14 protein-coding genes are annotated in these 13254 nt (G+C 69.3%); 9 read left to right on the top strand and 5 right to left on the bottom strand.

The annotated features are described in order from the left end of the window. The first annotated feature begins 2 nt into the window (after positions 1-2). The 4 genes from HCA44_RS15760 to HCA44_RS15745 are packed head-to-tail and all read left to right on the top strand — an operon-like array spanning position 3 to position 4366. Positions 3-1550: an acyl-CoA synthetase gene (locus HCA44_RS15760; protein ID WP_169650067.1), complete on the top strand. Its 1548-nt coding sequence runs from the start codon at positions 3-5 to the stop codon at positions 1548-1550. Beyond that, positions 1547-2161: a TetR/AcrR family transcriptional regulator gene (locus HCA44_RS15755; RefSeq protein ID WP_346764746.1), complete on the top strand. Its 615-nt coding sequence runs from the start codon at positions 1547-1549 to the stop codon at positions 2159-2161. Before HCA44_RS15760 ends, HCA44_RS15755 begins: the two co-directional genes overlap by 4 nt. Before the next feature lie 22 nt (positions 2162-2183). Further along, positions 2184-3329 carry an acyl-CoA dehydrogenase family protein gene (locus HCA44_RS15750; RefSeq protein ID WP_169650066.1) on the top strand — a complete coding sequence of 382 codons (1146 nt, stop codon included), beginning with the start codon at positions 2184-2186 and terminating at the stop codon, positions 3327-3329. Then, complete coding sequence (locus HCA44_RS15745) at positions 3329-4366, top strand: acyl-CoA dehydrogenase family protein (RefSeq protein WP_169650064.1); 1038 nt, start codon at positions 3329-3331, stop codon at positions 4364-4366. Before HCA44_RS15750 ends, HCA44_RS15745 begins: the two co-directional genes overlap by 1 nt. A gap of 21 nt (positions 4367-4387) precedes the next feature. On the opposite strand, the gene HCA44_RS15740 is transcribed toward HCA44_RS15745, so the two are convergent. Beyond that, positions 4388-5044, bottom strand: coding sequence for a hypothetical protein (locus HCA44_RS15740; protein ID WP_169650062.1), 657 nt, complete (start codon positions 5042-5044; stop codon positions 4388-4390). A 53-nt stretch (positions 5045-5097) separates the two neighbouring features. Next, entirely contained in the window at positions 5098-5808 is a 711-nt protein-coding gene (locus HCA44_RS15735; protein ID WP_169650060.1) for an HAD-IA family hydrolase, read from the bottom strand. 62 nt (positions 5809-5870) lie between these two features. Here HCA44_RS15735 and HCA44_RS15730 point away from each other — a divergent pair, with 62 nt between their 5' ends. The 4 genes from HCA44_RS15730 (at position 5871) to HCA44_RS15715 (ending at position 10090) form a co-directional block, all read left to right on the top strand. Further along, complete coding sequence (locus tag HCA44_RS15730; RefSeq protein WP_169650058.1) at positions 5871-6467, top strand: hemerythrin domain-containing protein; 597 nt, start codon at positions 5871-5873, stop codon at positions 6465-6467. Between the two features lie 5 nt (positions 6468-6472). Beyond that, complete coding sequence (locus tag HCA44_RS15725; protein WP_169650056.1) at positions 6473-7294, top strand: family 1 encapsulin nanocompartment shell protein; 822 nt, start codon at positions 6473-6475, stop codon at positions 7292-7294. Positions 7295-7368: 74 nt separating this feature from the next. Beyond that, positions 7369-9474 (top strand): PhoX family phosphatase, encoded by a 2106-nt coding sequence (locus HCA44_RS15720; protein ID WP_169650254.1) that lies wholly within the window; start codon positions 7369-7371, stop codon positions 9472-9474. 31 nt (positions 9475-9505) lie between these two features. Beyond that, positions 9506-10090: a DinB family protein gene (locus HCA44_RS15715; RefSeq protein WP_169650054.1), complete on the top strand. Its 585-nt coding sequence runs from the start codon at positions 9506-9508 to the stop codon at positions 10088-10090. A 4-nt stretch (positions 10091-10094) separates the two neighbouring features. Here HCA44_RS15715 and HCA44_RS15710 read toward each other — a convergent pair whose 3' ends face one another. Beyond that, positions 10095-11615, bottom strand: coding sequence for an MFS transporter (locus HCA44_RS15710; protein ID WP_169650052.1), 1521 nt, complete (start codon positions 11613-11615; stop codon positions 10095-10097). A gap of 61 nt (positions 11616-11676) precedes the next feature. Between HCA44_RS15710 and HCA44_RS15705 the strand changes: the two genes are divergently transcribed. Next, positions 11677-12168 (top strand): MarR family transcriptional regulator, encoded by a 492-nt coding sequence (locus HCA44_RS15705; protein ID WP_169650050.1) that lies wholly within the window; start codon positions 11677-11679, stop codon positions 12166-12168. Here the strand turns inward: HCA44_RS15705 and HCA44_RS15700 are convergent. Both HCA44_RS15700 and HCA44_RS15695 read right to left on the bottom strand, forming a co-directional pair. Then, on the bottom strand, positions 12140-12874 hold the full coding sequence (locus HCA44_RS15700) for a glycoside hydrolase family 25 protein (protein WP_169650048.1): 735 nt from the start codon (positions 12872-12874) through the stop codon (positions 12140-12142). The two genes, HCA44_RS15705 and HCA44_RS15700, sit on opposite strands and share 29 nt — an antisense overlap. 156 nt (positions 12875-13030) lie before the next feature. Then, on the bottom strand, positions 13031-13254 hold a 224-nt coding region (locus HCA44_RS15695), incomplete at its 5' end, for a zinc ribbon domain-containing protein (RefSeq protein ID WP_169650046.1).

The following is a 13254-nucleotide window of genomic DNA, read 5'->3' as shown; positions in this document are numbered from 1 at the left end:
ACATGTATCCGGGAATCCACGCGGCACGAACGCCCGACAAGCCCGCCGTCGTCGACGCGCACAGTGGCCGCGTCGTCACCTACGCCGAGCTGGAGGACGGCGCGATCCGTTGCGCCCACTGGCTGCGCGCGCACGGGCTCGGGCCGGGGGACCACATCGCGGTACTGTCGACGAACGACCCGACGGTGTACGAGATCTACTGGGGAGCCGTCCGCTCCGGCATGTACGTCACGCTCGTCAACACGCATCTGTCGGCGCCCGAGATCAGCTACATCGTGAACGACTGCGGTGCATCGGTTCTGCTGGTCTCCGCGACACTGGCCGAACTCGCCGCCGAGATCGTCGCGGACACTCCGGGCGTGCGGGTCCGTGCCGCATTCTCCGGTGCGGTCGCCGGACATCGCGACTACGCGGCCGAGCTCGCGACGATGCCGCAGGACGAGCCCGAGGACCAACCACGCGGTACCGACATGCTCTACTCGTCCGGAACCACCGGACGGCCCAAGGGAATCAAACCCGCGCTCAACGGCGCCGGTGTCGCCGACGAGCCAGGCCCACACGTCACCGAGCTGATGCGTCGACGGTTCGGATTCGACGCCGCCAGTGTGTACTTCTCACCCGCGCCCGTCTACCACGCGGCGCCGCTGCGCTACGGGGCAGGCGCGCTCGCGCTGGGAGGGACCGTGGTGATGGTGTCGCGGTTCGACGCCGAGAACGCGCTTGCGACGATCGAGAAGTACGGGGTCACCCACAGTCAGTGGGTCCCCACGCATTTCGTCCGAATGCTGCGACTGCCCGCGGACGTGCGCGCACGATACGACTTGTCGACGCTGCGGGTCGCGATCCACTCGGCCGCGCCGTGTCCGGTGGACGTCAAACGTGCAATGTTCGAGTGGTGGGGCGAAGTCCTCTACGAGTACTACTCGTCGACCGAATCGTGCGGCGGCACGAACATCTCTCCAGCCGAGTGGCTACGGAAGCCGGGCAGTGTCGGTCGCAGCGGACCGGACTCCACCGGAGTCGCCCACATCTGCGACGAGACGGGAAACGAGCTTCCGCGCGGCGAGATCGGGCTCGTGTACTTCGAGCGGCACGACTACAGCTTCGAGTACCACAACGACCCGGCGAAGACCGCGGAGGCTCGACACCCGACACGGCCCGGATGGAACACGACCGGCGACATCGGGTACCTCGACGAGGACGACTACCTGTTCCTCACCGACCGGGCCAAGTTCACCATCATCTCGGGCGGCGTCAACATCTACCCCCAGGAAGTGGAGAACGCACTCGGCTTCCATCCGTTCGTGCACGACGTCGCCGTGATCGGCACGCCGGATCCCGAGATGGGCCAGGTGGTGACGGCCGTCGTACATCCTGCCGACGGCGCCGCGCCGACGCAGGCGCTGGCCGACGAACTGATGACGCACTGTCGCAACACGATGGCGCACTACAAGTGTCCGCGGCAGGTCGTCTTCGTGCACTCGTTGCCCCGGACACCGACCGGCAAGCTCGTCAAGAGCGAGGTCGCCGCACTCGTGGAGCACTCGTGAGCACAGCAACGATCGGCGCCCGGCAGCGTGAGCTGGTCGACGTCGCCCGCCGCGAGTTCGTCGACCGCGGATACGGCGGCGCATCGATCCGCGCGATCGCGCAGCACGCAGACGTGAGCCTGTCGGCGCTGTACTACTACTACGCGAGCAAGCAGGATCTGCTGCGGGCGATCCTCGACGACGGGCTCGCGACGTTCGTCGACGTGTGTACCGCCGAACTCGACCGTGCGACAGACGAACCCGACGCCCGGTTGTGCGCAGTCGTCACCGGGCTGGTGCGATTCCGCACGCTGCACCAGCAGCAGAGCCGGCTCGTACAGACCGAGGTGCGCAATCTCGAACCCGCGCATCTCGCCGACTACCAGCAGCGCCAGCACGCGTCGATCGATCCGTTGCGCACCGCCGTCGCCGACGGGGTGCGGACCGGTGTGTTCCGCACCCCGTACCCGGACGACGCGCGGCGCGCGATCGTCGCGATGTGCAACTCGATCGCGTACTGGTATTCGCCCGAGGGTCCCGACACCGTCGACGACATCGCCGAACGATACCGGTATCTCGCCTTGAGCCTCGTGGGGTACACGGGGACGACACAGGGGGGTACACGGGCATGACGACACAGAAGGACGGCAGCCGATGACACGACTTGTTCCCCCCGCGACCGAGCCACCGGACGGACTGGACGGCCTGCGCGCCGAGGTACGCGAGTTCCTGCGCGAACAGATCGACTCGGGCGCTTTCGTTCCCGCGGTCGATTCGTGGCTCACGCGACGCGACGAGGCGTTCACCAAGGCCCTCGCCGAGCGCGGCTGGATCGGCATGACCATTCCCCGCGAGTACGGTGGGCACGGCCGCAGCTTCCTCGAACGGTTCGTCGTCACCGAGGAACTGCTCGCGGTCGGTGCACCGGTCGCCGGGCAATGGGTGGCCGACCGGCAGGCAGCGCCGTCGCTGCTGAAGTTCGGCTCCGAGGAACAGAAGCAGCGCTTCCTGCCCGGCATCGCGCGCGGCGAGATCTGCTGGGCCATCGGGATGTCCGAGCCCGAATCCGGCTCGGACCTCGCGAGCGTGCGAACGAAGGCGACCCGTGTCGACGGCGGGTGGCGCATCGACGGCACCAAGCTGTGGACGTCCGGCGCGCACCACGCCGACGGATTCTTCTGTCTCGCGCGTTCGTCGCCCCTCGACCCGGCGCACCGGCACGACGGGCTGAGCCAGTTCGTGGTGCTGCTCGATTCGCCGGGCATCACGATCAGGCCGATCCTGTCGATGACCGGGGCGCACCACTTCAACGAGGTGATCCTCGACGGCGTGTTCGTGCCGGACGAGCTCGTGCTCGGCACCATCGGCGACGGCTGGGTCCAGGTGACGTCGGAGCTCGGCTACGAGCGCAGCGGGCCCGAACGGTTCCTGTCGACGTTCGCACTGCTCGGTGCCCTGTGTGACGAGGCGGCCGCAGATCATGTCCCGGCCGATCCGGGCATCGGCCGGCTGATCGGCCGTATGTACGGGCTGCATCACATGTCGTCGGCCGTCGCGGGGTCACTGGCGCGCGGCGAGGACGCCGACCTCGCGGCCGCGGTCGTCAAGGTGCTCGGCACCGAAACCGAGGGCGACGTCGCCGAGCTCGCCGACGAGATGCACGGCGAAACACGGTTCGACGGCGAAGAATTCGATGCCATGGTGCGTGCGGGGGTCATGCAGCGCCCGGGCTTCACTCTGCGAGGCGGAACGACGGAGATTCTGCGCGGCGTGATCGCGCGGGGATTGGGGATGCGGTGATGAGCGCTCGAGGCGGCACCCGGCACCGCGAGTTCGCGGACATGCTGGACGGCCTGTTCGCCCGAGGCGCGGCCGACGACAGCCCGCGGCTCGACCGCACGCTGTGGTCGACACTCGACGAGGTCGGCGCGACGTGGCTGACGGCCGACGAGTCGGTCGGCGGCAGCGGCGCGACGTGGGACGAGGCGGCAGTGTTGCTCGGCGCCGCGGGCGCACACGCGGTGAGCCTTCCCCTCGCCGAGAACGACCTGCTGGCACTGCCGCTCCTCGCGGCGGCCCGTCTGCCGGTCGCACCGAGCGACGGCATCCGCACCGTCGCGGTGGCCGAGGAAACTCCCGGCGGTTTCCAGGCTCGCAGTGTCCCCTGGGCCCGCGACGTCGACCGTATCGTCGTTGTGTTCCAGCATGATTCGCAGTGGCACGTCGCGGATCTGCCGCGCGCCTCCGTGAGCGTCACCGACGCCGAGAACTACGCGGGCGAACCGCGCGATCACCTGCACGTCGACGCCGCGGCGCTGGAATCGGCCACCCGGATCGACGCCACGCTCGTCGGCGAGCTCCGACTGAAGGGGGCACTCGCGCGGGCCGCCGCCGTCGCGGGCGCACTGGACCGGATCCTCGAACTCGTCGTCGAACACACGACGGCCCGTACCCAGTTCGGCCGCCCACTCGCGCGCTTCCAGGCGGTGCAGTTCCTGGCCGCGGACATCGCGACCGAGACCGCCCTCGTCCAGGCGACCGTCGACGCGGCGGTGGCGACCGCACTACGCGACGGCTTCGGCACCGATACCACGACGTTTGCGGTCGCTGCCGCGAAATCGACTGCCGGACACGGTGCCTCGACGGTCACGCGGGCAGCTCACCAGGCGTTCGGCGCGATCGGGTTCACGCGCGAACACGCGCTGCACCGGTACACCACTCGCGCGCTCGCGTGGCGGTCGGAGTACGGGTCGACGCGAGAGTGGGACGAGCGGCTCACGCGTGCGGCACTCGCGGCGGGCGGGGACGGACTGTGGCCGCTGCTGACGGCGTCCTGACTCGCGGACCGGGCAGCAGCCTCAGCTGCGGATCGCCACGACCGCGCCGGGGAGCAGCGACCGCACGATCTGCGTGAGCGGTTCCTTCGCGATCGCCACGCACCCCTCGGTGGGCGTGCCGTCGGAGACGTGCAGGAAGAACGCGGAGCCCGCGCCGGGCGTGTGCTCCGGGTTCACGCCCATCACCACCGAGAGTGCGTACTGCGGGATCGCGAGGTTCTCGCTCGCGGACTCGTCGAAGCCGCACGTGCCCGGCGCACACCGCTGATGGGTGTCGAATGCCGCGCTGTCCGCGTCGCCGACCCACCAGTCGTCGCCGTCGACCTGCCGGTACGGGAGTACGCCGCCGGGCGCGGGGTCGGTGCCGAACGCCGAGTCCAGCGTGAACACCCCGGCGGGCGTCGCGGGCACGCCGTCGCGCGCCGGGCCGTCGGTGATGCCGTCGGAGCCGACGAAGCCGGGCACCGGACCGAGCACCCGCGACCAGCCGAGCGGCGAGCGCACCCACAGGGACACCGACGCCGTGCCGTCGCCGTGCCCGTCGACCTCGACGACCTGGACGGCGGAGCCGGCGGAGTCGGCGAACCACGGGGCGGGCGGTGCGGCCTGCGCGGGGCCGGCGAACGTGAACAGCGCGAGCAGCCCTGCGAACAGCACCGCGAGCCGCTTCCACGTCATGCGCTCATCGTGGCGAACGACGCGTCACGCCACCGCGGAAATCGGTGGAGTCGTTATCCGATCGGCACGTACGCACGCACGCCGTCGAGCAGGGCGGTCGGCCGCTGCGCCGTCGGCAGCGGGTCGACCTGGGTGAACGCGCATCCCAGTTCGGTCGCGGCCCCGTCGGCGTGCGCGCTGTCGCCCACCATCAGGGTGTGTTCCGGGGTGACTCCGAGCTCACGCATCGCGATCTCGAAGATCGCGAGGTCCGGCTTGACCACGCCCACCTCGAAGGACAGCACGAACGCCCCGACGAACCGGTCCCAACCGCGCGACGCGAACGCTGCGCGGGCGTCGAACGCGATGTTGCTCAGCACCCCGACGCGCACGCCACGCGCGTGCAGGCGCGCCAACACCTCGCCCGTGTCCGGATAGGGCGTCCACCCGTCGGGGTCGACGGCGAGCGCGTACAGGGCGTCCCGCGCGGCTGCGTCGGTGACACCCGAGGACTCGAGCACGTGCAGGTAGGCAGCCCGGTGCATCGCGGGATCGAGATCGCGGCGCTCCCACGCGCGCTGCTGCTCGGCGTCCATCGGGACGTCCGAGCCGACCGGCGCGGTCATGCGCGTCATCACCAGCGACCGCTCGTCGGCATCGAGCGACGACCCCTCCGCGGTGGTGAACAGCGCGTCCCACCGATCGTTCGCCTCGAGCCGGAACAACGTGCCGGAGAAGTCGAACAGGACTGCGTGAATCGCTCGGTCGGAGGCGGGGTCGATCATGCCGTCAGGGTAGACGAGCAGATGACCCCCCAGCGGCCCGCGCAGCCGCTACCGTCGGGAGCATGAGCGACATCACCGATCTGATCTTCGAGGACCACACGTGGTTTCGCGAACAGTTCGCGGTGCTCGACGACCTGCGGGCGACCCGCACCACCACGCAGGCAGGCACGGCCGAACTCGAGCGCGTGTGGCGTCCGCTCGCCGACCGCCTCGACGTGCACGCCGTCGCCGAAGAGGAGATCTTCTACCCGCAGTTGCTGCGGGTCGGCGAGGATCCCGAGGACGAGACGCTCGACGCCATCGGCGACCACAACGACATCCGCGACGGCGTGCGCGACGCCGAGAACGTCGACGTCGGGTCGGACGAGTGGTGGGCGGCGGTCGACCGGGCGCGACTCGCGAACGACGAGCACAGGGCGGAGGAGGAACGCGAAGGTCTCGCGAACTTCCGCCGCACGGCGCCGTCGGGCCTGCGTGAGGCACTCGGACGGAGGTTCGCCGCGTACTTCGCCGAACATCCGAGCAGGGCCACGGTGGACACGTCCGACAAGGACCCCGAAGAGTACGTTGAGGCCAACGAAGACACGGGCAGCAGTGCGGGGCCCGAACGCACCCCCGAGGCCGGCGGCCTCGGTATCGGAAGCTTGAAAGGACAGTGAGTGACGTGAGCTCCAATCACCTGCTGCGCGACCACGCGCCCATCCCGACGCTCGCGTGGAGCGCCATCGACGACGAGGCCCGCGAACGTCTCACCCCGCTGCTCGCGGCACGCAAGTTCGTCGACTGGGACGGTGGCGAGGGCGGGTGGCGGCGCAGCGCCGTCGACCTGGGCCGCACGACCGTGCTCGACACGCTGCCCACCAACATCACCAACACCGACGCGCGCGTGCGCCAGCGGCGCGTGCAGCCGCTCGTCGAGGTGCGGGTGCCGTTCACGGTGTCCCGGCACGAGATCGGCGACATCCAGCGCGGAGCCTCCGATCCCGAGTTCGACGACCTCGCGCGGGCCGCCCGCCAGGCCGCGGAGATCGAGAACAGTTCGGTCTTCCACGGGTGGAACGACGCGGGCATCGTCGGCCTCACCGAGGTGTCGCCGTACGAGCCGCTCACGCTCGGCCAGGACTGCAAGCAGTACCCGGGCATCGTCGCCCGCGCGGTGAACGTGCTGCGCGGCAACGGCATCGACGGTCCGTACACGCTCGCATTGTCCGTCGAGGGATACACCCGCATCGTCGAGACCACCGAGCACGGCGGGTACCCGTTGTTCGAACATCTCGAGCACATCCTCGACGGCAAGATCCTGCGCGTGCCCGGGGTCACCGGCGCCGTCGTCGTGAGCGAGCGCGGTGGCGACTTCGTGCTCGACGTCGGCGAGGACCTGTCGGTCGGCTACAGCCACCACGACGCCGAGGCCGTCCACCTCTACATCGAGGAATCGTTCACCTTCCGCGTGCTCGAACCCGACGCCGCCATCGCGCTCACGTAGCAGGCGGCACAGCTGTCACCTCGTCGCCCCCGAGCGTTCACGCAATGGACGCCTCGGGGGCGATCGGCATTCCTATGGTGCCCGAGTCGCTACTCGCAGAACTCGGGAGTCATCAGGTGAGCGTTCTCGATCCTCTATCGCTGTTCGTCACACACGACGGGCAGTCGTCGCGCCAGTCGGTCACGTGCCGCTACAAGTGCGGCGACGCGTGTGCGCACGCGGTGCCGAACACGTCGGACGGCACGTACTTCCGCGACCTCGCGCGCACGGCGCTGCGGCGTCGCAGCGTGCTGCGGGGCGGTGCGATGGCGGTGCTCGCGGTCGGTGCGGGCAGCGTGCTCGCGGCGTGCTCGGACAACGACGCGCAGGCCACCGCGCCCGGCGGCGGCGAGAACGGAGACATTCCGCGCGGCACCGCATTCGACGCGGTCGCGCCCAACACCGAGGACGCCGTGGTCGTGCCCGCGGGCTACGAGCAGGCCGTGGTGATCCGGTGGGGTGACGCGGTGCTGCCCGATGCGCCCGCCTTCGACTTCGCGCACCAGAGCGCCGTCGCCCAGGAGAAGCAGTTCGGCTTCAACAACGACTTCGCGGGTCTGTTGCCGATCGACGGTAGCCCCGACACCTCTCTCCTCGTGGTCAACCACGAGTACACGACCGAGCCGTTCATGTTCACCGGCTACGACGCCGACAACCCGACGCGCGAGCAGTTCGCAATCGCCCTTGCGGCGCACGGCCTCTCGGTCGTCCAGGTCAAGGGTCACGGAGGCACGCTCACGCCCGAGTTCGGGCGATACAACCGCCGGATCACCGCGGCGACACCGTTCACCGTCACCGGCCCGGCCGCGGGCAGCGAGCTGCTGAAGACGTCGGCGGATCCCGAGGGGCGCACGGTGCTCGGCACCCTCAACAACTGCTCGGGCGGACTGACGCCGTGGGGCACCGTGCTGTCGGGCGAGGAGAACTTCAACCAGTACTTCGCGAACGCCGAGTCCGTGGCCGACCCGGCCGCGGCCGAGCGACTCGCCCGCTACGGAATCGAAGGCGGTGCGTCCGAACGTAAGTGGGAACGTTTCGACAGACGTTTCGACATCATGGCGGAGCCGAACGAGGTGCACCGCTTCGGCTGGGTCGTCGAGATCGATCCGTGGGACCCGGCGTCGACACCCGTCAAGCACACCGCGCTGGGCCGGTTCAAGCACGAGGCCGCGACGATCCACGTGACGGACGACGGCACCGTCGTCGCGTACAGCGGCGACGACGAACGATTCGACTACATGTACAAGTTCGTGTCCAGCCGGCGGATGCAGAGTGGCGGCAGCGCGTCGGCGATGCGGCACAACCTCACGCTGCTCGACGCCGGCACCCTGTACGTCGCGAAGCTCACGGGCAACTCGGCGGGCGAGATCGACGGCACGGGCGCGCTACCTGCGGACGGCGCATTCGACGGCTCGGGCGAGTGGATCCCGTTGCTGCGCACCGGCGAGGACGGCCGCGGCGAGTCGCTCGTCGACGGCATGAGCGCCGAGGACGTCGCGGTGTTCACGCGACTCGCGGGCGACGAGGTGGGCGCCACCAAGATGGATCGCCCCGAGGATTTCGAGCCGAACCCGAAGACCGGCCGCGTGTACGTCGCGTTGACCAACAACAGCAACCGCGGGGCCGAGGGCAAGGCCCCCGCCGACGAGGCGAACCCGCGCAACGGCAACAAGAACGGGCAGGTACTCGAGCTCGTCGACGACCACGCGGGCACCACCTTCGACTGGAACCTGCTGCTCGTGTGCGGCGACCCGCAGGCAGCGGACACCTACTTCGGGGGCTTCGACAAGAGCGCGGTCAGCCCGATCTCGTGCCCCGACAATCTCGCCTTCGACCCGCACGGCAACCTGTGGATCTCGACCGACGGCAACGCGCTGAAGTCGAACGACGGACTGTTCAGCGTCGTACTCGACGGCCCGAATCGTGGTGAGACGAAACAGTTCCTGACGGTGCCGAAGGGAGCCGAGACATGCGGGCCGATCGTGACCGACGATCGGGTCGTGGTGTGCGTCCAGCATCCCGGCGAGCTCGACGACGCCTCCGCCGACGCGCCGGCGTCGCACTGGCCGGACGGCGGCGACGCGCAGCCGCGACCTGCGGTGGTCGTCGCGTGGAAGCCGGGCGGCCGCATCGGAGAGTGATTTCGCGGCGCGGATCTGATTGGGTGCAGCCATGACCGGACCGAAAGACGATCTGCGCCGCTACCTGCAGCACGGCCGCGACGCGGTGGCGTGGAAGCTGGACGCACTGTCCGAGTTCGGCATCCGCCGTCCGATGACACCGACGGGGACCAACCTGCTCGGGCTGGTCAAACACCTCACAGGGTGCGAGATCGGGTACTTCGGCGAGTCGTTCGGACGTCCCATGCCCGATCCGCCCGGGTGGCTCACCAGCGAGGAGCCCAATGTCGACCTGTGGGCGACGGCCGACGAGTCGCGCGCGCAGATCGTGGCGGACTACCGGCGCGCATGCCGCCATGCGGACACCACGATCGAGGCGCTGGACCTCGATGCGCCCGGCCGCATCGAGCCGTGGAGCACCCCGGACGTCACGCTGCATGCGGTCCTGGTGCACATGATCGCCGAAACGCACCGGCACGCGGGGCACGCCGACATCGTGCGCGAGCTGGTCGACGGCGAGGTGGGGATGCGAGCCTCGGCCCGGAACCTGCCCGCCGTCGACGACGCCTGGTGGTCGCGCCATCTCGCTCGTGTCGAGCGCGCCGCGCAGGAGGCGGACGCGCCCGACCACGGATGAGACCTCAGACCGTCGCGTCGGCCTTCGGCCGAGGGGCAGGACTGGTGTGCGAATGCAACGGCACCGAACGCGCATGCGGAATCGCGGCGGTGACGGCCGCGGCGACGAGTGCGACCCCGCAGCCGATGAGCATGCCGGTGCGGAAGCCGTTCTCCGACGGCAGCGTGTGACCCGCGAAGTCGATGCTCATCTGCGAGAGCACGAGGCCGACGACGGCGGCGGACACGGACGTGCCGATCGAGCGCATGAGCGAGTTGAAGCTGTTGGCGGCGCCGGTTTCCGACATCGGCACCGCACCCATGATGAGAGCGGGCATCGCGCCGTACGCGAAGCCGACGCCGATGCTGCACACGCACACCACCACGACGAGGCCGATCGCCGAGCCCATCAGCACCATCGACGACGCGTAGCCTGCCGCGATGATCAGGCTGCCGAGCAGCAGCGTCGTCTTGGGCCCCCGCAGTGCGGACAGCTTGGCGCCGAGGGGCGAGACGGCCATCATCATGATGCCGCCGGGTGCCATCCACAGACCCATCGCGAGCATCGACTGGCCGAGACCGTATCCGGTGCCCTCGGGCAGCTGCAGCAGCTGCGGCACGATGAGCGACTGCGCGTACATCGAGAAGCCGACGACGATCGACGCGATGTTGGTGAGCAGCACCTGCCGACGCGCGGTGACGCGCAGGTCGACGAGCGGATCGGTGCGGCGCAGCTCGTACCAACCCCACAGCCCGAGCACGACGACGGTCGCGACGAACAGCCCGACGATCGTGGGGCTCGCCCAGCCCCAGTCGCCGCCCTTCGAGACGGCGAGCAGGAAGCACACGAGGGCCACGCCGAGGCCGACCGCGCCGACAGCGTCGAAGCGGGCGCGTTCGGTGGCGGTGGGCGTCGACGGCACGACGAACTGCACGAGCAGGGCGATGACGACGCACAGCGCGGCGGTGCCCCAGAACAGCGCACGCCAGCTGGCGTTCTCGGCGACTGCGGCGGCGACGGGCAGGCCGAGCGCGCCGCCGATGCCCATCGACGAGCTCATCATCGCGATCGCGGTGCCGAGCTTCTCGGGGGGCAGCAACTCGCGCAGCGCGCTGATCCCGAGCGGGATGATGCCCATGCCGAGCCCCTGCAATCCGCGTCCGACGATCATCGGCAGCAACGACGACGCGAGGGCGCACAGCACCGAGCCGACCACGAGCGGGACGGTGCACGCGAGCAGCACACGCTTCTTGCCGTACATGTCGCCGAGACGGCCCGTGACGGGCATCGCGACGGCGCCGCACAGGAGCGTGGCCGTGACGATCCAGGTGGCATTGGAGGCCGTCGTGTCGAGCAGTTCGGGAAACTGCGCGATCAGGGGAACCACGAGCGTCTGCATGAGCGCGGCCACGATGCCGGCGAACGCCAGCACCCCGACCAGCGCCCCGGGACGCACTCGTGTCGAACCGTCCACCGGGACTCCTTCGATGACTAGAACACAAGAGAGAAAAGACCTACTTTTATGCACAGTACAGTCGAGGTGCATAGTGCACAACACGTGTACTATGCACCAAAAGTCCGCTCAGCCCGATTTCCGGAAGGGCCGCATGACCACACCAGTGGAGTCGATCGAGTTCGAGATGATGCTGCTCGGGCGGCACCTCAACCTGTACAACCCGCGTCCGCACCGCGACGGCGAACACCTCGAGCGCAGCGCCTACACGCTCCTGAGCCGCATCCTGATCGCCGGACCGATGTCGATCGGGCAACTGGCAGACGCGCTCGGGCTCGACTCGTCGACGCTCAACCGGCAGACGGCCGCGATGCTCTCCGCCGGGCTGGTCGAGCGCATCGCCGATCCGGACGGCGGGATCGCGCGCAAGTTCCGCATCACCGACGAGGGTCGCGTGCGACTCGAGGTCGACCGCGAGCGCAATGTGCATGGGGTCGAACGCGTCGCGGCGGAATGGAGCGACGACGACCGTGCCGCCTTCGCTGCCTATCTGCGCCGATTCAACCGCGACATCGAACGTCTCGAAGGGCGGCCGTGGCCGCGCCCGGAACCGGCTGTCACACCGGACCGTTCGAGTATCTCGTGAAGTCGCCCTGCGCTCCGCTGTAGACATTGAGGTCGACCGGCGCGCCGATGCCGGGCAGCTGGCCCGAATCGGTGTACTGCCAGAACGACCATGTGTTCCAGCCGCCCGGCAGCGGACCGGGCGTGTTCTGCCCGTTGTAGTCGGCGATCCACAGCGGGTAGTGGCTGAACTCGTGCGTGTCGGCCATCGCGGTGCGCCAGAACTGCGGATACGTGTAGATGATCGGCTGCCTGCCGGTGAGCGACTGCACAGCATTCAGGTACCGGTGCGTCCAGTCGATCAGCTGCGCGGGCGCGAGACCACCGCTGTGCTCGAGGTCGAGGACGGGCGGCAGGTCGCCGGGGCCGTTCATGCCGAGCACGATCGTCGCGTAGAACGCGGCCTGCGCCTCGGGCGACTGCGTCGGATCGGCGTAGTGGTACGCGCCGCGCGCCAGGTGCGCGAGGCGCATCGTGACGCAGTCCTGCACGAAGAACGGGTTGACGTAGTCGAGACCTTCGGTCGCCTTGACCATCGCGAAGTCCTGCCCCGCATTGCGCACCGCGAACCAGTCGATCGAGATGCCGTTCGGGTGTTGCCACGACGCGACATCGGGGCCACGCACGGGTTCGGCGCCCGCAACCCCCGCGGTGCCGAGCAACAGCGCACCGGCGACGAGCACCGGCGCGTAGCGGGTCAGTTTCCGGACACCGTTGCGCATAGCCATGACGCGAGGATAACGATTCGATAGCGGCGACGACCCTGTTTTCGGGCAGCTGGAATCGCTCACTTGACGTCCCCCCGGCCGTGAACGACCGGGATTCCTACAGCGGCACGTCGTGCCGCTTCGGTGGGTTCCTGTTTCACCGGGACCTGCCTTCCGCTACGCGGCAGGGCTTACGGTCCCTCCACGGGCGTTTCGTCTCTCCGCCCGTCCGGCGGCGAGGATGTTGATTGCGGCGTTGAGGTCGCGGTCGTGGACCGCACCACACGCTGCACACGTCCACTCTCGAATCGAGAGCGGCTTCGGCCCGTCGACCACTCCCCACGCCGAGCACGTCTGGCTCGACGGGAACCAGCGGTCGATCTTCACGAAGGTGCGTCCGT

The sequence above is a fragment of the Rhodococcus sp. HNM0569 genome (genome assembly GCF_012726205.1).
Classification (GTDB): Bacteria; Actinomycetota; Actinomycetes; order Mycobacteriales; family Mycobacteriaceae; genus Rhodococcus_F.
The sequence above is the reverse complement of the archived record's forward strand: the minus strand, read 5'-3'. Positions and strand labels throughout refer to the sequence as shown.

Excerpts from the sequence above, each read along its gene's own strand:
- HCA44_RS15760 (WP_169650067.1), top strand. The coding sequence starts at position 3 with ATGTATCCGGGAATCCACGCGGCACGAACGCCCGACAAGCCCGCCGTC.
- HCA44_RS15750 (WP_169650066.1), top strand. The coding sequence starts at position 2,184 with ATGACACGACTTGTTCCCCCCGCGACCGAGCCACCGGACGGACTGGAC.
- HCA44_RS15745 (WP_169650064.1), top strand. The coding sequence starts at position 3,329 with ATGAGCGCTCGAGGCGGCACCCGGCACCGCGAGTTCGCGGACATGCTG.
- HCA44_RS15740 (WP_169650062.1), bottom strand. The coding sequence starts at position 5,044 with ATGACGTGGAAGCGGCTCGCGGTGCTGTTCGCAGGGCTGCTCGCGCTG.
- HCA44_RS15735 (WP_169650060.1), bottom strand. The coding sequence starts at position 5,808 with ATGATCGACCCCGCCTCCGACCGAGCGATTCACGCAGTCCTGTTCGAC.
- HCA44_RS15730 (WP_169650058.1), top strand. The coding sequence starts at position 5,871 with ATGAGCGACATCACCGATCTGATCTTCGAGGACCACACGTGGTTTCGC.
- HCA44_RS15720 (WP_169650254.1), top strand. The coding sequence starts at position 7,369 with ATGGTGCCCGAGTCGCTACTCGCAGAACTCGGGAGTCATCAGGTGAGC.
- HCA44_RS15715 (WP_169650054.1), top strand. The coding sequence starts at position 9,506 with ATGACCGGACCGAAAGACGATCTGCGCCGCTACCTGCAGCACGGCCGC.
- HCA44_RS15710 (WP_169650052.1), bottom strand. The coding sequence starts at position 11,615 with ATGCACCTCGACTGTACTGTGCATAAAAGTAGGTCTTTTCTCTCTTGT.
- HCA44_RS15705 (WP_169650050.1), top strand. The coding sequence starts at position 11,677 with ATGACCACACCAGTGGAGTCGATCGAGTTCGAGATGATGCTGCTCGGG.
- HCA44_RS15700 (WP_169650048.1), bottom strand. The coding sequence starts at position 12,874 with ATGGCTATGCGCAACGGTGTCCGGAAACTGACCCGCTACGCGCCGGTG.